19 protein-coding genes are annotated in these 17,349 nt (G+C 59.8%); 8 read left to right on the top strand and 11 right to left on the bottom strand.

Annotated elements, in window-relative coordinates; translation table 11 throughout:
- Nucleotides 1–15: 15 nt before the first annotated feature.
- Together B2W52_RS11865 and B2W52_RS11860 are read right to left on the bottom strand one after the other, a co-directional pair.
- Nucleotides 16–435, bottom strand: a complete 420-nt coding sequence (locus B2W52_RS11865) for a peptidoglycan-binding domain-containing protein (RefSeq protein ID WP_008176454.1) — start codon at nt 433–435, stop codon at nt 16–18.
- A gap of 122 nt (nt 436–557) precedes the next feature.
- On the bottom strand, nt 558–1,673 hold the full coding sequence (locus B2W52_RS11860; RefSeq protein WP_008176456.1) for an AI-2E family transporter: 1,116 nt from the start codon (nt 1,671–1,673) through the stop codon (nt 558–560).
- Nucleotides 1,674–1,800: 127 nt separating this feature from the next.
- Here B2W52_RS11860 and B2W52_RS11855 point away from each other — a divergent pair, with 127 nt between their 5' ends.
- The 4 genes from B2W52_RS11855 to B2W52_RS11840 all read left to right on the top strand — a co-directional run bounded on the left by B2W52_RS11855 (nt 1,801) and on the right by B2W52_RS11840 (nt 5,296).
- Nucleotides 1,801–2,151, top strand: a complete 351-nt coding sequence (locus B2W52_RS11855) for a hypothetical protein (RefSeq protein ID WP_008176458.1) — start codon at nt 1,801–1,803, stop codon at nt 2,149–2,151.
- Between the two features lie 75 nt (nt 2,152–2,226).
- The gene (locus B2W52_RS11850; RefSeq protein ID WP_008176460.1) at nt 2,227–2,475 is read left to right on the top strand and encodes a hypothetical protein; all 249 of its coding nucleotides are present in this window, start codon (nt 2,227–2,229) and stop codon (nt 2,473–2,475) included.
- Between the two features lie 147 nt (nt 2,476–2,622).
- A complete protein-coding gene (locus tag B2W52_RS11845) occupies nt 2,623–3,522 on the top strand; it encodes a haloalkane dehalogenase (RefSeq protein WP_008176462.1) in 900 nt (299 codons plus the stop codon).
- Nucleotides 3,523–3,775: 253 nt separating this feature from the next.
- The gene (locus B2W52_RS11840) at nt 3,776–5,296 is read left to right on the top strand and encodes a DEAD/DEAH box helicase (RefSeq protein ID WP_062785656.1); all 1,521 of its coding nucleotides are present in this window, start codon (nt 3,776–3,778) and stop codon (nt 5,294–5,296) included.
- Here B2W52_RS11840 and B2W52_RS11835 read toward each other — a convergent pair.
- From B2W52_RS11835 to B2W52_RS11820, 4 genes are read right to left on the bottom strand one after another with little or no spacing between them, the layout of a single operon-like run.
- Entirely contained in the window at nt 5,293–5,802 is a 510-nt protein-coding gene (locus B2W52_RS11835) for a dihydrofolate reductase (RefSeq protein WP_008176466.1), read from the bottom strand. The two genes, B2W52_RS11840 and B2W52_RS11835, sit on opposite strands and share 4 nt — an antisense overlap.
- 23 nt (nt 5,803–5,825) lie before the next feature.
- A complete protein-coding gene (locus tag B2W52_RS11830) occupies nt 5,826–6,665 on the bottom strand; it encodes a thymidylate synthase (RefSeq protein WP_092030347.1) in 840 nt (279 codons plus the stop codon).
- On the bottom strand, nt 6,662–7,450 hold the full coding sequence (gene lgt, locus B2W52_RS11825) for a prolipoprotein diacylglyceryl transferase (RefSeq protein ID WP_008176473.1): 789 nt from the start codon (nt 7,448–7,450) through the stop codon (nt 6,662–6,664). The genes B2W52_RS11830 and lgt overlap by 4 nt, the downstream gene beginning before the upstream one ends.
- Nucleotides 7,451–7,460: 10 nt before the next feature.
- On the bottom strand, nt 7,461–8,258 hold the full coding sequence (locus B2W52_RS11820; protein WP_273157754.1) for a sulfite exporter TauE/SafE family protein: 798 nt from the start codon (nt 8,256–8,258) through the stop codon (nt 7,461–7,463).
- An 89-nt stretch (nt 8,259–8,347) separates the two neighbouring features.
- Here B2W52_RS11820 and B2W52_RS11815 point away from each other — a divergent pair, with 89 nt between their 5' ends.
- From B2W52_RS11815 to dxs, 4 genes are all read left to right on the top strand, one after another.
- The gene (locus B2W52_RS11815) at nt 8,348–9,121 is read left to right on the top strand and encodes an NRDE family protein (protein ID WP_273070780.1); all 774 of its coding nucleotides are present in this window, start codon (nt 8,348–8,350) and stop codon (nt 9,119–9,121) included.
- Nucleotides 9,122–9,176: 55 nt separating this feature from the next.
- Nucleotides 9,177–9,431: an exodeoxyribonuclease VII small subunit gene (locus tag B2W52_RS11810; RefSeq protein ID WP_008176478.1), complete on the top strand. Its 255-nt coding sequence runs from the start codon at nt 9,177–9,179 to the stop codon at nt 9,429–9,431.
- Nucleotides 9,431–10,327: a polyprenyl synthetase family protein gene (locus B2W52_RS11805; RefSeq protein WP_273018618.1), complete on the top strand. Its 897-nt coding sequence runs from the start codon at nt 9,431–9,433 to the stop codon at nt 10,325–10,327. Before B2W52_RS11810 ends, B2W52_RS11805 begins: the two co-directional genes overlap by 1 nt.
- A gap of 133 nt (nt 10,328–10,460) precedes the next feature.
- Complete coding sequence (gene dxs / locus B2W52_RS11800; protein WP_273070783.1) at nt 10,461–12,392, top strand: 1-deoxy-D-xylulose-5-phosphate synthase; 1,932 nt, start codon at nt 10,461–10,463, stop codon at nt 12,390–12,392.
- A gap of 74 nt (nt 12,393–12,466) precedes the next feature.
- On the opposite strand, the gene ribA is transcribed toward dxs, so the two are convergent.
- The 5 genes from ribA to B2W52_RS11775 all read right to left on the bottom strand — a co-directional run.
- Nucleotides 12,467–13,081: a GTP cyclohydrolase II gene (gene ribA, locus B2W52_RS11795; RefSeq protein ID WP_008176485.1), complete on the bottom strand. Its 615-nt coding sequence runs from the start codon at nt 13,079–13,081 to the stop codon at nt 12,467–12,469.
- 134 nt (nt 13,082–13,215) lie between these two features.
- Nucleotides 13,216–13,698 (bottom strand): cyclic pyranopterin monophosphate synthase MoaC, encoded by a 483-nt coding sequence (gene moaC / locus B2W52_RS11790; protein ID WP_008176486.1) that lies wholly within the window; start codon nt 13,696–13,698, stop codon nt 13,216–13,218.
- An 87-nt stretch (nt 13,699–13,785) separates the two neighbouring features.
- Complete coding sequence (locus tag B2W52_RS11785) at nt 13,786–14,757, bottom strand: Nudix family hydrolase (RefSeq protein WP_273157756.1); 972 nt, start codon at nt 14,755–14,757, stop codon at nt 13,786–13,788.
- Nucleotides 14,758–14,759: 2 nt separating this feature from the next.
- A complete protein-coding gene (gene argJ / locus B2W52_RS11780) occupies nt 14,760–15,977 on the bottom strand; it encodes a bifunctional glutamate N-acetyltransferase/amino-acid acetyltransferase ArgJ (protein WP_273157757.1) in 1,218 nt (405 codons plus the stop codon).
- Nucleotides 15,978–16,104: 127 nt separating this feature from the next.
- On the bottom strand, nt 16,105–17,349 hold a 1,245-nt coding region (locus B2W52_RS11775), incomplete at its 5' end, for a preprotein translocase subunit SecA (protein ID WP_286803199.1).

Genomic DNA, 17,349 nt, shown 5'->3' with positions numbered 1-17,349 from the left:
TTCAGGAAACTCCGATTACCAGAGCGACCAGCCGCCATCTTCCTCTTCTTCAATGGCGTCATCCTGCTCAGGCTCCGGGGCCGAGGTTTCTGCCGCGGAAGAAGCCGACTCCTGAGCCGGCGCGCTGCTGGCTGCGGCGGACTGTGACGGTGCCGAAGCGGCAACCTGAACCGATATCATACCCAAGGCTTCCTTGGTCGGATCGTCCAGATTTCCCGTGGCCTGAAGACCATTATCCTGCTGGAACCGGGTTAGCGCGGACCGGGTTGAGTCATCCATCTGCGGGCTGACATTGGTAATGTCGTATCCTGCTCCGTAGAGCGCGTTCTTGAGTGCAACGATCTCATCCGCGAAGGCTGCAGGGGCAAAGCCCAGTGTGACCGCCAATCCGGCCGCTGCGGCCAGGCGTCCCAATCGGGTTGTTGCGTTTCTCATGGTACTCACCTGCTAACTCCTGATATCTCATCGATATCCGTTTCTTTCTTGTTGTGTGGTGCCTATCTCCACAGGCTGGGGCAAACGGTTAAAAGACTACCATACTTTTGTCGCATGTCGCCTTACGGGACATCATGTCCCGTTTTCTTGCTTTGCGCAGGGGTCTCTTCGTCCGCAGAAGCGGCTGGGCGGTGGGCTTCTTCGCTGAATTCGCGGATGAAAATGCCCCAGAACGCCATAAACAGTGCAGCTACCAGCGGTCCCATTACGAATCCGTTGATGCCGAACATGACAATGCCCCCAAGGGTCGACAACAGAACAATGTAGTCCGGCAGTTTGGTATCACGACCAACCAGTACCGGGCGCAGCAGGTTGTCTGCCAACCCGATGACCACCACGCCAAAGGCTGTCAGCACCACCGCTTCGACAACATCGCCCACGGCCGCCAGGTAGATGGCTGCCGGCACCCAGACCAACGCCGCACCCACAGCCGGCAACAGCGATACGATCGCCATAACCACACCCCAGAGCAACGCACCGCTGATGCCCAGGATCCAGAAAATCAGCCCGCCCAGAGCCCCCTGGATGATGGCAATCAGCAGGTTGCCCTTGACGGTCGCGCGGGTCACCTCCGCAAACTTGGCAAACAGCAACCGCTCCCGCTCATCGCCCAGCGGCAGAGCCCGAATCATCAGCTCGACCAGCGCACGGCCATCCCGAAGCAGAAAGAACGCCAGATACACCATCAAGGCCAGGCCCAGAAAAAACTGGAAGGTATTCTGGCCCACGCCCAGCGCCTGCCTGCCCAGGAACTGGCTTCCTCCGACAAAGATACTCACGGCCCGGTCCCTCAGCTCGGCAAAGCTGATATCAAACTGTGCCAGGAAGGCCTGGATGGCGGGGAACGACTGGTTGACCCGATCTATGTATTCCCCGGGGCGTATTTCACCACTCTGGATCTGCTGATAAAGCGCGACGCCCTCGGCAACCAATGAGGTCACCAGTACCAGAACCGGGATAACCACGATGAACATGCAGATACACAGGGTAATCAGTGCATTTACATTGGGCCTGTCCCCGAGTTTCCGCTCCAGCAGTTGCTGCACCGGGTGGAAAATCAGGGCGATGGCGACCGCCCAGAATATGGGCCCGAAAAAGGGCTTCATAAGAAAAACAAAGGCAAGGGAAACGCCGACCAGCAACGCCAGAAAAGTCCGTGTTTCAAGTTTTGCGTACATAGATTATGCGGTTCCCTGATGTTGGTTCTGCGATATAACGAGTCATTCTACCCTACCACGCTGGCGTGGCCACTGTAGCTGTCTTCGGGTTATAGTGGACGGTTGTTGATCAACTAATAGACAGGTCATGTTGTTGGAACTGGAAACCTTCACCATCGAAACAGCCCTGGATGCGGCCACCGAGTTGCGCAAGGTTCTGGCCGCCCGAACGCACCGGCGCAAAGTGATGGGTCAGGAAGTCATGGTGCCGGGTCAGCTAGGCGAGGCCCTGCAGCTACCACGCATTATCAACCGGCTCCAGAGCAAGCAGATGAAGCAGAGGGAGCTCGGCCTCGAGGACTTCCAGGAGCTGTGGCCTACCCTGTCGCCACAGACTCGGGAGAGAGTGCTGGGGGCAATCGGCTGGTATGACCCCAAGGAACTTGACTGGGATGACAAGCGCTCCAACCGTCGGCCACTGGTCGATCCTGACAGTTAAGCCGTATAACACCGGCATCCCGACTTTGAAATGTCATACTTGGCCCATATGTTGGGCAGTATCAGGAGGATATTTATGACTGAACAACATCAATACACAGCACTTCTTGCTGAAGGCAGCGCGGTTCCCACACTCCTTTGTGGCCACTGCCACTCGATTCTCTCCAGGGCCCGGATTTTCCGGAATGAGGGCGACCAGCACCAGAACATGGAGTGCCAGACCATTGGCCTTTGCTCAGCCGACGATTGCGGCGCCGTCAATTGTTGCGATGACGCTCTGGCCCGCGTTGACAACCCCGAACGCCTGTTTGGCATTGCGTCCTGATTCAAAGCCACAACGCTCTGTTACGCAACTCAAACACACAAAATTTCCATCTGCTTTATCCTGATCTTCGACGATTGTAGTAGGGCACTATGAGCACCGGATGCCGCCCGGCAATCACGCAACCAATCAGTCAGGACAGTCGATGGCATGCGTATTCTGAGAACCGATGAAGCCCGCTTCGCAGGTCTTCCGGATTACCCCTTTGCTCCAAACCATCTTGACGTAGAACCGGGTCTCCGGATGCACTACGTTGACGAAGGCCCTAGAAACGCCTCGCCGGTTCTCATGCTCCACGGCGAACCATCCTGGTCCTACCTGTACCGGCACATGATCCCTCTGGTGGCCGAGGCCGGTCACCGGGTGTTGGCCCCGGATCTGATCGGCTTCGGCAAATCCGACAAGCCGGCGTCGGTTACAGACTACAGTTACGGCCGCCATCTCACGTGGCTGGCCAGTTGGCTTGAACAGCTCAACCTGACCAATATCACCCTTGTGTGCCAGAACTGGGGATCGTTGCTGGGCCTGCGACTGGCCGCGGAACACCGTCAGCGATTCAGCCGAATCATCGTCGGAAACGGCATGCTGCCGACCGGCGAAACGCCTGTTCCAGCGGTATTTTCCATGTGGAAGGCATTTGCCACCCACAGCCCCTGGTTCCCGGTCGGTCGTATCGTGCAACTGGGCACCGATCGCACCCTGAGCAAAGCTGAAATTGCCGCTTACGAAGCCCCATTCCCGTCAGCAGAGTTCAAGGCCGGAGCCAGGGCGTTTCCAAAACTGGTTCCGACGGAACCGGATACACCGGACAGCGACGCCAACAAGGCGGCCTGGCAGGTCCTGGAGAAGTGGAAGAAGCCCTTCATCACCTGCTTCAGCAGTGGCGACCCGATTACCCGGGGCGGCGACAGGCACATGCAGCGCCGGATTCCCGGTGCCCACGGCCAGCCTCACATCACGCTTCGGGGCGGACATTTCCTGCAGGAAGATTCACCGGAAGATTTCGCCCGCATCATCATCGATGCCCTGAAATCGGAAATGGCGGCCTGAGCCGCCATTTTTCCTGGCCGAACACGGTTACCGTCTGGCGGCGCAGAGTGCCGAGCCCGAGCAGCGGTTAGCTGCCTACAGGACTCATGACAAAGATTCCCCGGCATCGGATGGCAACGCAATGGCCTGTCCCCGGCAACTACCTATAGCCTCGCCGGGGTTTTGCGTATTAAAGCAGCAACAAAGCCGCTATAATGTCGGCACAACATGCATTGCCCGGCAATGCTCTACCTCCCGAATTCCGAGTGAATCAATGTCTGAATTGTCCTTTGCCGAACTGGGGCTGGATCCAGCCGTACTTGAAGCTGTGTCCGCCGTTGGCTACGAAACCCCGTCACCCATCCAGGCCCAGGCGATCCCCGCGCTGCTGGCCGGTAACCATCTGCTGGGCGTTGCCCAGACCGGAACCGGTAAGACCGCGGCATTTGCATTGCCCCTGCTGAGCCGGATTGACGCCTCTGTTACCGATCCCCAGATCCTGGTTCTGGCCCCAACACGGGAACTTGCCATCCAGGTGGCGGAAGCGTTTACCACCTATGCCAGCAAGTTCCGGAATTTCCACGTTCTGCCCATTTACGGTGGCCAGGACTTTTATCCCCAGATCAAGGGCCTGCGTCGCGGTGCCCAGGTGATCGTGGGCACACCGGGCCGGATGCTCGACCACCTGCGCAAAGGTACCCTGAAGCTGGACAGCCTGAAAGCGCTGGTTCTTGATGAAGCCGACGAAATGCTGCGCATGGGCTTTATCGACGACGTGGAAGCGATCCTGGCTAAGACCCCGGAGAACTGCCAACGGGCATTGTTCTCGGCCACCATGCCGCCGCAGATCAAGAAAGTGGCCCAGACCTACCTGCGCAACGCCACAGAAGTTCGCATTGAAAGCGAAACCCGCACGGTCGAGCGTATCTCCCAGTTCGTTCTGCCGGTCTATGCTGAGCGCAAGCTGGATGCCCTGACCCGCATTCTGGAAGTTGAGCCGATTGATGCCGCCATAATTTTTGTGCGCACCAAAGCGGAAACCACCATGCTGGCCGAAAAGCTTTCTGCCCGGGGCCACGCGGTCGCGCCCCTGAGCGGTGACCTGAACCAACGCCAGCGTGAACAAACGGTTGAAGACCTGAAGCGCGGAAAGAAAGACATTATCATTGCCACCGACGTGGCAGCACGCGGTCTGGACGTGTCCCGTATCACACACGTCATCAACTACGACGTTCCCTACGACACTGAAGCGTACATCCATCGGGTTGGTCGTACTGGTCGTGCCGGTCGCGAAGGCAAGGCGATCCTGCTGGTAACACCCCGCGAGCGCAGTTGGCTGCGAACGCTTGAACGCGCAACAAACTCGCCGATGGAAGCTTACGAGTTGCCGTCTCCCGTTGAGCTCAAGAAAATGAGGGAGCAGCAGTTCGAGTCCCAACTGCTGGGCTTTGCGGAAGACAAGAAGTTGGCAAAGGCGATGTCGCTGCTGGACGAAATCGCCGAGCGCAATGACATGGACATGGCCATGGTAGCCGGCGCCCTCGCCTGCTGGATGGAAGCAGCCCAGCCAGGCTCCCTGCCCCTCGAGCAGCCAGAGGCCTTGCCAACCGTGTCGGCAACACCTCCCCGCCGTGATCGTAAAGGTGGCGGCGGTCGTCCGGGCGAGAATCGCAAGGGCCCGAAAGGCGGTTTCAAGAAAGGTGGCCCGAAGGGTCGTGGCGGCCCCGGTGGTCGAGGCAAACCGCCCGGCAAGGGCGGCAAGCCCGCAGGCAAGCGCCCGCCTCGTCAGGCTTAAGCCTGACGCTGATAGACCACGAAACTGTAGTCGTAAGGGTTGTTATCGGACGCGGAGAAATCCTCCCGTCCGATTTCTTCCCACTCATCCCAGTTTACTTCCGGAAAAAACGCATCGCCGTCCACCTCAGCGTGCACCTGGGTGATGTACATCCGATCAACCATCGGCAATGCCTCGGCGTAGATCTGCCCGCCACCGATAATCATCACTTCGTCACCACCTTCCAGCTCCGCCTGCGCCTCGGCCTTCACCAGCGCTTCGGGCAAAGACTTCGCAGCCACTGTTCCGGTTGGCGCTTCCCACTCTTCATTGCGCGAGATCACCACGTTCATCCGTCCCGGCAATGGCCGCCCAATGGAGTCCCAGGTCTTCCTGCCCATGATAATGGGCTTGCCCATGGTAGCCTGCTTGAAATAACGAAGGTCACCCGGAAGATACCAGGGCAGTTTGTTGTTACGGCCAATAACCCGGTTACGGGACATGGCAACGATCAGGGCTTTTCTCATGTACTCGTCTCTTCGGGGTTCGGTCAAATGGCAATCGGCGCCTTGATGCCCGGATAGGGGTCATAACCCTCAAACTCGAAATCTTCCAGCTCGTATTCGAAGATGCTCGCGGGCTTGCGCTTGATCACGAGTTTAGGCAGGGCCCGGGGCTCGCGTTTCAGCTGCTCGAAGACGATGTCGTCGGTCAGGTGGTTCTGGTACAGATGGCAGTCGCCGAAGGTATGCACAAACTCACCGACATCCAGATCACACTGCTGGGCAATCATGTGCGTCAGCAAGGCGTACGAGGCAATATTAAAAGGTACGCCCAGGAACAGATCGGCGCTTCGCTGGTAAAGCTGGCAGGAGAGCTTGCCGTCGGCCACGTAGAACTGGAAAAGGCAGTGACAGGGTGCCAGCGCCATGCGACCCTCGCGAACGTTATCCTGGGGACCGATGGACTCATCCGGAAGCTCAGCGGGGTTCCAGGCGGACACGATCAGCCGGCGGGAATTCGGTTTGGTGCGAATCTGCTCGATCACTTCGCTGATCTGGTCAACCACCTCGCCATTGGGGCACTGCCAGCTTCGCCACTGTTTGCCATAGATAGGCCCAAGGTCACCATTCTCCAATGCCCACTCGTTCCAGATCGAGACCTTCCGTTCCTGCAGCCAGGAGTTGTCGGTGGAGCCCCGCAGGAACCAGAGCAGTTCGTAAATGATGCTGCGCAGGTGGACTTTCTTGGTAGTGACCAGCGGAAAGCCCTCCTGGAGGTTGAAGCGAATCTGACGGCCAAACACCGACCGGGTGCCGACACCGGTGCGGTCTCCCTTGTCGAATCCGTTATCAACAACGTCTTGCATAAGGTCGAGATAGGCTTTCATCGGGCTTGTCTCCGGTAGGCAATAAACATCAGGGCGGCGCCGGCAACGATCATCGGGAAGGACAGTACCTGCCCCATGGTAAGCCAGTCAAAGGCAAGATAGCCCAGCTGCGGATCCGGCTGACGCACGAATTCCACCAGGAAGCGGAACACGCCGTAGCAAATGAGGAACAGACCGGAAACCGCCATGGTCGGGCGCTGCCGGGATGAGAACCACCACAGGATCACGAACAGGGCAACGCCTTCCAGGGCAAACTGGTAAAGCTGGGAGGGATGACGGGCGAGAGAATCCGGAGCCGTTCGAAACACCATACCCCAGGCAACGTCAGTGGGCTTGCCCCACAACTCGCCGTTAATAAAGTTGCCGATCCGCCCTGCGCCGAGTCCAAGGGGCACCAGCGGCGCCACAAAGTCGGCCAGGCGCCAGAATCCGCTGCCCACCTTGCGGCCATACCACCACATGGCAAACATCACGCCCAGCAAACCGCCGTGGAAAGACATGCCCCCTTCCCAGACCCGCAGCAGCCAGAGCGGGTCCGCCAGGAAGGCGTCAAAGTTGTAGAACAGGACATAGCCGAAGCGGCCGCCCAGGATGACCCCCAGGGCCAGGTAAAACAGAAGGTCGCCCATCTGCTCTTCGTTGATCGGCGACCAGGGCTTGCGGGTGCGAATGCGTCCAAGCCACCAGCCGGCTAGAAAACCGAACAGATAAGTCAGACCGTACCAGTGGATCTTGAGGGGGCCGATGGCAATGGCCACCGGATCAATCTGGGGATGCTGCAGCATATACTACCTCTCAGCTCAGGAGAAAACGGAGCCCCACCAGCAGGAGCATGATGGAGAAAGTACGCTTGAGAATCCGGGGGTTCAGCCGATGTGCCAGATTGGCGCCCACCCGGGCAAAGAAAACGCTGGTGAGAATAATACCGATCAGGGCCGGCAGATAAATGAAGCCGGCGCTCGGTTCCGGCAGTGCGGGATTGTCCCACCCTGTCCAGATGTTACCCAGAGCACCGGCAATGGCGATAGGCAGGCCGCAGGCAGCCGATGTGCCCACCGCCTGCTGCATCCGCACGTTGCACCAGCTCAGATAGGGAACCGTCAGAGTTCCACCGCCGATTCCGAAAATCGCCGACGCCCAGCCGATACCGCCCCCGGCAACGCCCAGCCCTGCGACGCCGGGAACATCACGACCGGGCTTGGGGTCGACCTGGTAAAACATCTTCAGGCCCACCAGAATCACGAAAATACCGATCAGCAGTTCCAGCGCTCGCCCGCTCATCAGGGACGCGGTCCAGGCGCCAACCAGGGCACCGGCCACAATCCCCGCGGTCATGGGCCGGAACAGATCCCAGCGCACGGCACCGTGCTTGTTGTGGGAGCGAATGGAGCTGACCGAGGTAAAGACAATGGTCGCCAGCGAGGTGCCAACCGCCAGATGGGGAATAATGTCCGGATTGATTCCCTGCAGACCAAAGCTGAACATCAGCACAGGCACGATGATCAGCCCGCCGCCAATGCCAAACAGGCCCGCGACGGTGCCCGCCAGGGCGCCAAGGGCCAGATAAGATGCTATTACATAGAAAAGGGTCATAGTTTGAGACGCACCCGGGAAAACCAAGGCTGGTATGATACACAGCGCAAGAGTCAACTTCATTAAATCCGGGAGCCTACTCCTAAACCATGTGCCTGATCGCTTTCGCCCTTGGCCAGAACCCTCATTTCCCGCTGGTTGTTGCCGCCAACCGGGATGAATTCTTCTGTCGCCCAACAGCCGCCATGGACTGGTGGACCACAGAATCCGGCACCCGCGTGCTTGCCGGCCGTGATCTGCTTTCCGGGGGCACCTGGCTTGCAGTCAATGCCGATGGCGAGGTCAGTGCCGTGACCAATGTACGGGAAGGCACACCGGAGACCGGTCGAATCAGCCGGGGCGAACTGCCCTTGCGGGCCCTCACCGATTCCCGGGATAGGCTTGAGGGCTATCTACTTGATGAAGCCGATCAGTTTTCCGGCTTCAACCTCGTTCACCTGACCACGGGAGACGGCTGGTATTTCAGTAACCGGGATGCCCACCCCGGCCGGCGGATCCACCGCGGGGTCTACGGCCTGAGCAATCACCTTCTGCAGACACCCTGGCCCAAACTTCTGCGCCTCCGACAGGCCGCAGGGGACACCGTTGCCGCTGCCGGCCGCCACGCAGAAAAGCTGCACAACGAATTGATTCCTCTGCTTCAGGACAGCACGCCGGCACCGGACCACCTGCTGCCTGACACCGGCGTTGGGCTGGAGACCGAGCGCTTCCTGTCGTCGCCCTTTATCGTCGGCTCAGATTACGGCACCCGGGCAACCACCGTGGTGACCGTTTCAGCCAGCGGTGAAATCGAGGTGACGGAACAGAACTGGGGTCCGGATGCCCGGACCGGTGAACGACGTCACTTCCACTGGCGGCGATAGCGATCTGGCTCTGGTATAATCCGCGAAATTCTGCCACCCGATCGGAGGGCCTCTGATGGCCGGTGAACAAGGCGCCACATCGATAGCTGATTTTGAGAAGTCTCTTGATGAACTGGAAAAGCTGGTTCGCGATCTGGAGCAGGGCGAGCTGTCCCTGGAACAGTCCCTGACGGCGTTCGAGCGGGGTGTAAAGCTGACCCGGGAATGCCAGCAGGCGTTGAAGAGCGCCGAGCAACGGGTCGAACAACTGGTCCAGAACAGCGACGGCACCCTGGAAACCCGCCCGTTCTCACCGGATGATGCTGACTGATGTCCGGAAAGAACCTGCTTGCCTCTGATTTTCTGGAAACCTGCCGGGCCCGCGTCGATGCGGAACTGGATCGGTGCATTACCCGTGATTCCGCCTCTGGCCGGCTGCAGGAAGCCATGCGCTACAGCGTGCTGGGCGGTGGCAAGCGAATCCGGCCGGCACTGTGTCTTGCAGCGGCAAAGGCAAGTGGACAGACCGGTGACGAGGCCCTGATCCCGGCCTGCTCAGTGGAACTGATCCACGCCTACTCGCTGATCCACGATGACCTGCCGGCCATGGATGACGATGAATTGCGCCGCGGACGGCCTACGACCCACATTGCGTTCGACGAAGCCACCGCCATCCTTGCTGGCGATGCCCTGCAGGCACTGGCTTTTGGCTGGCTTGCCGAAGCGCCGGGACTGTCTGAATCGGTGCGTCTGATCATGGTCCGGGAACTGGCCCGGGCCAGTGGCCACGGAGGAATGGTTGGTGGCCAGGCCATCGATCTGGAGTCCGTCGGCAAAACCCTGGCCCTGGCGCAACTTGAAACCATGCACCGCCACAAGACTGGCGCCCTTATCGAAACCAGCGTGCGAATTGGCGCCCTGACGGCGCCGTCGGTCGACGAACAGGCCCTGGCTTCCCTGACGCAGTATGCCAAAGCCCTGGGCCTGGCCTTTCAGGTTCAGGATGACCTTCTGGACATCGAGGGCGATACAACGGTCATTGGCAAACCCCAGGGCTCGGATGCCGCCCGCGCCAAACCCACCTACCCCGCCCTGCTTGGCCTGGAAGGCGCCAGGGAGCACCTGGCCAATCTGCTGGAACAGGCCCAGCAAAGTTTGCAGGCGTTTGGTCCCGAAGCAGACCCCCTGCGGGCAATGGCCGATTACGTGGTGGCAAGAACCCATTGAACCCCGGCGCTCCGAAGGCGCACACTGGCCGTAAATATTTTCGTAACAACTGGCCCGCTTTGTGTGAAACAGCTTCCCCTGTTCCCTTATAATGCCAGTCAGTTACTGAACGTACCGGAAAAGACCCGAGCAGATGCAGGACACTTATATTTTCAAGGAAATCCCGTCACAGCGGCCCAATACGCCGCTTCTGGACCGGATTGACGAACCGGCCCAGCTCAGAGAGCTGGCCCCGGAACAGCTGACCCGGCTGGCCCGGGAGCTCAGGGCCTTTCTGTTATGGTCAGTGGGCCAGACTGGCGGTCATTTCGGGGCCGGCCTGGGCGTGCTTGAGCTTACCGTCGCCCTTCACTACGTCTTTGATACGCCGAGCGACCGCCTGGTGTGGGACGTCGGCCATCAGGCCTACCCCCACAAGATCCTGACCGGACGGAAAGAGTCCATGGGAAGCATCCGCCGCAAAGGCGGTCTGGCCGGCTTCCCGAAACGGGCCGAAAGCGACTACGACACCTTTGGCGTCGGCCATTCCAGCACTTCCATCAGCGCAGCGCTGGGCATGGCGATCGCAGCACGCCTGCAGCAGACCGGCCGAAAGAGCATTGCCGTTATTGGTGACGGCGCCATGACCGCCGGCATGGCGTTCGAGGCACTGAACCACGCCGGTCACCTGCACGCCGACATGCTGGTGATCCTCAACGACAATGACATGTCGATTTCCCGGAACGTTGGCGGGCTGTCCAACTACTTTGCCAAACTGCTGTCCAGTCGCACCTACAATCAGGTCCGCGATAGCAGCAAGAAGGTTCTGCAGGGAGCGCCACACCTGATGGCGCTGGCCAAGAAGACCGAGGAACACTTCAAGGGCATGATTGCCCCTGGCACGCTGTTCGAGGAACTGGGGTTCAACTACATCGGCCCGATCGATGGCCACGACCTGCCCCTGCTGGTTGAAACCCTGGAGAACATCCGCGAACTTGAAGGTCCGCAGTTCCTGCATGTGGTGACGACCAAAGGCAAGGGTTTTGCCCCGGCCGAAGCCGATCCGATCGGCTATCACGCCATCAACAAGATCGAGCCGGTTCCACCCAGTAAACCCGAACCGGTCAAGCCGAAACCGAAGAAGCCCAAATATGCCAACGTCTTCGGGCAATGGCTGTGCGATTCCGCCGAACAGGATGAGCGCGTGGTGGGCATCACCCCGGCCATGTGTGAAGGCTCGGATCTGCTGGCATTCTCACAGCGCTTCCCGGAACGCTACTTCGATGTCGCCATCGCCGAACAGCACGCAGTCACGCTGGCCGCAGGGCTCGCCTGTGACGGCGCCAAGCCGGTGGTCGCCATCTACTCGACGTTCCTGCAGCGGGCGTACGATCAACTGATTCACGATGTCGCTATCCAGAATCTGGATGTGCTGTTCGCGATTGATCGCGCAGGCCTGGTCGGTGAAGACGGTCCGACCCACGCTGGCGCTTTCGACATCAGCTACCTGCGCTGCGTGCCGAACATGGTGGTGATGACACCGTCGGACGAAAACGAAACCCGCCAGATGCTCCAGACCGGCATGCTCTACGAAGGACCGGCATCGGTGCGCTACCCCCGTGGCACGGGCCCCGGTGCCGAAATTCAACAGGAACTGACGCCGCTTGAGATTGGCAAGGGCCGCCGGATTCGCAACGGCAAAGGTGTTGCCATCCTCAACTTTGGCACCCTGCTGGCGCCTGCTCTGGAGGCAGCAGAAGCCATCGGCGCGACGGTCGCAGACATGCGTTTCGTCAAACCCCTGGATGAAGAACTGGTGCTGGAGCTGGCCGAGCAGCATGAACTACTGGTGACCCTGGAAGAAAACGCCATTGCCGGTGGTGCAGGCAGCGCCGTGACCGAATTCCTGAACAGCCGCCTGGTTACCATGCCGGTACTTCAACTGGGCCTGCCCGATACCTTTATGGACCACGGCAAGCACGGCGAGCTGCTGGCCGAATGTAGTCTGGACGCCGCAGGTATTGAATCGTCTATCCGCACGCGGATCGAGACCCTGCGCCACCAGAACCTGAAAGCCGTCAAATAGACGGAACACAAACCTGAGAATGCAAAAAGCCCGCGGAGTTCGCGGGCTTTTTCGTATGTGGCGACAAATCCAGCTCAGATTTCGGGATCGTCGTCCTGATGGGTCTCCAGCCAGTGGCCGAGCTTGCTCTGCTTGGTATCGAGGTAGTGTTCATTGTGGGGGTTGCGGCCCACGTGCAGAGGTACCCTTTCCGTAATGTCGATGCCGTAGGAGGAGAGCGCTTTGACCTTGCGGGGATTATTGGTCATCAGCCTCAGGCTCCTGATACCGAGATGCTCCAGCATGTCTTTGCACATGCTGTAGTCACGAAGATCGGCCGCGAAACCCAAGCGCTCATTGGCCTCTACCGTATCCGCGCCCTGATCCTGCAGATGGTAGGCGCGGATCTTGTTCAACAGGCCGATTCCCCGACCCTCCTGACGCAGATACATGAGGATACCCCGACCTTCCCGGGCAATGCTGCGCAGCGCCTCTTCCAGCTGGTAGCCGCAATCACACCGCATGCTATAGAGGGCGTCGCCGGTCAGACATTCGGAATGCGTGCGGGCCAGCATGGGTTCGTCGCTATCCAGGTCACCGAGAGTCAGGGCAACGTGTTCCTTTCCGGTGTCCGGTTCTTCAAAGCCGTGCATATCAAATACCCCGAACGGGGTCGGCAACCGGCAGGTCTGGATGTAACGAACAGCCACAGTGTTTCCTCGTGGTTCAGTCAATCGGGCCGCGCATTCTATCACGGGCCCGCCCGCTTGGCGTAGTCTCGGCACTGTCGCTCCTCCGGAGTGGTCTTGGTAACCAACACTTACGAGCGCGGCGGTCCGCCAGATCAGGCTTTATCGGCGACCCAGTGGCCACTGCGGCCGCCTTTCTTCTCCAGCAGACGCACGGAATCAATCTCCATGCCACGATCGACCGCCTTGCACATGTCGTACAGCGTCAGTGCCGCCACGCTTGCCGCGGTTAACGCCTCCATCTCGACACCGGTCTGGCCGGAAAGTTTGCAGCGGGTCAGGATATGTACAGATGCCCCGTCGTCGCCCGGAGTCAGTTCAACTTTCACTGACGTCAGGTTCAGCGCATGACACAAGGGAATCAGATCATGGGTTTTCTTTGCGGCCATGATACCGGCGATGCGGGCAACAGCCAGGACATCCCCTTTGGGATGCTCACCCTCAATAATCATGTTCAGGGTTTCCGGCGCCATGCGGATGGTAGCTTCAGCGCGGGCCTCGCGTTCGGTGGCCGCCTTGTCGGTCACATCCACCATGCGGGCTTCGCCCTTGTCGTCGAGATGGGTCAGTTTACTCACGGTCTCTCCCGGAATCGGTTGTGCAAGATGGTGAAAAATGCAGGAACGACAGCATAACAGACATGGCCACGGCGTCGCTGACAAGTATCAGCTTTGCGGCCACCAGAAGCGGATTCCGGCGATGCCCTGACCGCCCCGCTGGCGAGCCTCGCGGAGATCGCCGGGCGACAAACCGCCCAGGGCAAATACCGGAAGCACCGCTTCCGACACCAGGTCGGCAAAGACCGACCATCCCAGGGTCGGCGCACCCGGATGGCTTTCGGTCGGCTGGACTGGCCCCAGGGTCACGTAGTCCGCTCCGATAGCCGTCGCATGATCGATTTCCTGCCTGTCATGGCAGGAAACCCCCAGCCAGACATCTTCCGGAACCGGTCTGGCCGAGAGTTTGTTCGCCTCGCGCCAGGGCAGGTGCAGCCCACGGGCGCCGGGTATGGCGCGGAATACCTCCGGTCCACCGTGCACAATCAGGGCGGCTCTGGCCTTTTCACAAACCGGCAACGCGTTCGCCGCCAACTCCCGATAGGCCGGCGGTCTCAACGCCGGAGCCCGGAGCAGTACCAGCGGTGGTCGAGCGGCGCTCAGACCCTCCTGAAGGTGCGCAAGGGTTGGCTCCAGGCCATTCTCGGAACCGGTGATTGCCAACTGCCGGGGCAAACGCAGAGCGCGAATGATCGGCCGGTTGGCGGCGGGGAAATCCTCATCCCGAAGCTGCTCCGGGGTCAGCCATTCCACGGGCTGCCCCTCACATCCCCTTGCTTCGCCCCCGGCAGAACTGGTTTCCCAGACGTCCAGGAAAACCCGCTTGTCGCCATAATCGTGCCGAATACCGATAACAGGCTCCAGGGAACCCGCCGGCACGTGAAGACCGGTTTCCTCGGCAATTTCGCGCACAAGCGCCGCCTGAACCGTCTCGCCAGGCTCCACCTTGCCACCGGGAAACTCCAGTAAGCCCCCTTGGTGAACGTGGTCTGGCCGTCGGGCGATCAGCACACGGCCATCACGGACGATGACCGCCACGGCAACGTGAACCTCTTTGACCGGCGTCTCTCTGGCAGACATGCTCAGGTACGATACTCGGCGTTGATAGTCACGTAATCGTGGGAGAAATCACAGGTCCACACGGTTTCCCGAACATCACCCCGCTTGAGGTCGATGGCAATGGTGATCTCTTCCCGGTCCATCACGGCCTGCCCGCGGGCTTCCGAGTAATCCTCGGCCCGGCCACCGTTGCGGACCAGGCAGACATCGCCCAGATAGATTTCAAGGGCATTGAGGTCCAGTCCTTCGACACCGGCGCGACCAACCGCCGCCAGAATCCGGCCCCAATTCGGGTCCGAGGCGAACAGTGCGGTCTTGACCAACGGCGAATGCGCCACGGTATAGGCAACGTCCAGAGCCTCCTGCTGACCGGCCGCTCCGCTGACGTCGATGGTGACAAACTTGGTTGCTCCTTCGCCGTCGCGGACAATGGCGTGGGCCAGTTCCAGATAGATTGCCTGCAAGGCCTCCCGCAGCTTCGGCAGCGCCGCGCTGGAGGCCGTAATCTCTGGGCCGGAATACTGGCCGCTGGCCATCAGCATGCAGGCGTCATTGGTAGAGGTGTCGCCATCGATAGTGATGCGGTTGAAGGACTTTTCCCCCAGTTCCGAGGCAAGCGTCTGCAGCAGTTCCGGCGCAATCCGGGCATCGGTGGCAATAAAACCGAGCATCGTCGCCATGTTGGGACGAATCATGCCCGCACCCTTGCTGATGCCCGAGATGGTTACCGTGTGACCATCCAGCTCAATCTGACAGGAAGCGCCCTTGGGGCGGGTGTCCGTGGTCATGATGCCACTGGCCGCTTCAGCCCAGCGATTCTCTACAGTGTTCGCCAAAGCCTCCGGAAGCGCGCCAACGATCTTCTGGACCGGCAACGGCTCGCCAATCACCCCCGTGGAAAACGGCAGAATTTCGGCTTCCGTGACGCCAGCCTGCTTTGCCAAGGCCTGGCAACAGGCCATAGCATCCCGCATACCTTGCTCACCCGTACCGGCGTTGGCATTGCCCGTGTTGATCAAGAGGTACCGAGGCGAGGTCTCGGCCAGATGCCGGCGGCTGAGGGTAACCGGCGCTGCACAGAACTGGTTTTTCGTGAAGATACCGGCAACCCGGCTTTCCGGGGCCAGCTCGAAAACAACCACGTCCTTACGTCCCGGCTTCTTTATACCGGCACTGGCTATGCCGACCTTGATTCCGGCTACCGGATAAAACTCAGGTAAGGTTCCCGGACCTACCGCCATTGTGCCACTCCTCTTGTCTGGGGGTGCGCTCGAGGTAACACACGACCCGCTGAAAACGAAAAAACCCGCATCCCACCAGTTGTGGCTGGCAGAGTGCGGGTTCCGATGGTGCGGTCAGTGCTCTGAATCAGCTGACCTTGCCATGACACTGCTTGTACTTCTTGCCGGACCCGCAGGGGCAGGGTTCGTTTCGACCCACCTTGCGCTCCTGTCGAACGAAGGTTTCCGGAGTCGACTGCCGGGCTTCGTCAGCCTCACCCTCACCCTGGCTCTGGGCCGTGGCGCTGGTTTCGTCGTGGCGCAGACGGGCCTTTGCGAGCTCTTCTTCCAGCTCCTGTTTGCGACGGCGCTCGACTTCTTCCATCTCCTCACGGCTCTGGACACGCACGTGGCAGAGTACCCGGGTAACATCCCGCTTCATGGTATCTAGCATGGTTTCAAACAGGTTGAACGCCTCGCGTTTATACTCCTGCTTGGGGTTCTTCTGGGCATAACCCCGCAGATGGATACCACGGCGCAGATGGTCCATATTGGAAAGATGCTCTTTCCAGAGGGTATCGAGCACCTGCAGGAACACCTGCTTCTCGAACTTGCGCATGGCCTCGGAACCGGCAATCTCTTCCTTGGCCTGGTAGGCAGCCACGATCTCGTCGAGAATCTTCTGGCGCAGGTTTTCTTCGTACAGCTTGTTGTCTTCTTCCAGCCACTTCTGAACCGGCAGATCAATCGCCATCTCTGACTGGAGCTGTGCTTCCAGCCCGGCGACGTCCCATTGTTCCGGCATACTCTGGGGCGGAATGTATTCACTGATCAGCGAATCGACAACGTCTTCCCGAATGGTCGTCACCATGTCCGAAATGTCGTCTGAAGACATGACTTCGTTGCGCTGGTCGTAGATAACCGTGCGCTGGTCGTTGGCTACGTCATCGTATTCCAGCAGGGTCTTACGCATGTCGAAGTTGCGACCTTCCACCTTGCGCTGGGATTTCTCGATCGCGTTGGTCACCATCCGGTGCTCGATGGCCTCCCCCTTCTTCATGCCCATGGCCTGCATCAGGCTCTTGACCCGGTCTGGGGCAAAGATGCGCATAAGGTTGTCTTCCAGAGACAGGAAGAACCTTGAGGAGCCAGGATCACCCTGACGCCCGGCACGACCGCGAAGCTGGTTGTCAATTCGACGGGATTCGTGACGCTCGGTACCAATGATGTGCAGACCGCCGGCCTCCAGCACCTGATTGTGACGCTCGGTCCACTCGGCCTTGGCCCTGGCAATTTCCTCTTCGGAGGGATTGTCCATGGCGGCAACTTCGTGTTCCCAGTTACCGCCCAGCACGATATCGGTACCACGGCCGGCCATGTTGGTGGCGATGGT

Source organism: Marinobacter sp. UBA2498 (genome assembly GCF_002341575.1).
Lineage (GTDB): Bacteria > Pseudomonadota > Gammaproteobacteria > Pseudomonadales > Oleiphilaceae > Marinobacter > Marinobacter manganoxydans.
Note: the sequence above shows the minus strand (reverse complement) of the source record. Positions and strands in the feature narration are given on the sequence as shown.

What these genes read in the sequence shown, in the direction of transcription:
- B2W52_RS11865 (WP_008176454.1), bottom strand. Translation starts at nt 435, where the DNA reads ATGAGAAACGCAACAACCCGATTGGGACGCCTGGCCGCAGCGGCCGGA.
- B2W52_RS11860 (WP_008176456.1), bottom strand. Translation starts at nt 1,673, where the DNA reads ATGTACGCAAAACTTGAAACACGGACTTTTCTGGCGTTGCTGGTCGGC.
- B2W52_RS11855 (WP_008176458.1), top strand. Translation starts at nt 1,801, where the DNA reads ATGTTGTTGGAACTGGAAACCTTCACCATCGAAACAGCCCTGGATGCG.
- B2W52_RS11850 (WP_008176460.1), top strand. Translation starts at nt 2,227, where the DNA reads ATGACTGAACAACATCAATACACAGCACTTCTTGCTGAAGGCAGCGCG.
- B2W52_RS11845 (WP_008176462.1), top strand. Translation starts at nt 2,623, where the DNA reads ATGCGTATTCTGAGAACCGATGAAGCCCGCTTCGCAGGTCTTCCGGAT.
- B2W52_RS11840 (WP_062785656.1), top strand. Translation starts at nt 3,776, where the DNA reads ATGTCTGAATTGTCCTTTGCCGAACTGGGGCTGGATCCAGCCGTACTT.
- B2W52_RS11835 (WP_008176466.1), bottom strand. Translation starts at nt 5,802, where the DNA reads ATGAGAAAAGCCCTGATCGTTGCCATGTCCCGTAACCGGGTTATTGGC.
- B2W52_RS11830 (WP_092030347.1), bottom strand. Translation starts at nt 6,665, where the DNA reads ATGAAAGCCTATCTCGACCTTATGCAAGACGTTGTTGATAACGGATTC.
- lgt (WP_008176473.1), bottom strand. Translation starts at nt 7,450, where the DNA reads ATGCTGCAGCATCCCCAGATTGATCCGGTGGCCATTGCCATCGGCCCC.
- B2W52_RS11820 (WP_273157754.1), bottom strand. Translation starts at nt 8,258, where the DNA reads ATGACCCTTTTCTATGTAATAGCATCTTATCTGGCCCTTGGCGCCCTG.
- B2W52_RS11815 (WP_273070780.1), top strand. Translation starts at nt 8,348, where the DNA reads ATGTGCCTGATCGCTTTCGCCCTTGGCCAGAACCCTCATTTCCCGCTG.
- B2W52_RS11810 (WP_008176478.1), top strand. Translation starts at nt 9,177, where the DNA reads ATGGCCGGTGAACAAGGCGCCACATCGATAGCTGATTTTGAGAAGTCT.
- B2W52_RS11805 (WP_273018618.1), top strand. Translation starts at nt 9,431, where the DNA reads ATGTCCGGAAAGAACCTGCTTGCCTCTGATTTTCTGGAAACCTGCCGG.
- dxs (WP_273070783.1), top strand. Translation starts at nt 10,461, where the DNA reads ATGCAGGACACTTATATTTTCAAGGAAATCCCGTCACAGCGGCCCAAT.
- B2W52_RS11785 (WP_273157756.1), bottom strand. Translation starts at nt 14,757, where the DNA reads ATGTCTGCCAGAGAGACGCCGGTCAAAGAGGTTCACGTTGCCGTGGCG.
- argJ (WP_273157757.1), bottom strand. Translation starts at nt 15,977, where the DNA reads ATGGCGGTAGGTCCGGGAACCTTACCTGAGTTTTATCCGGTAGCCGGA.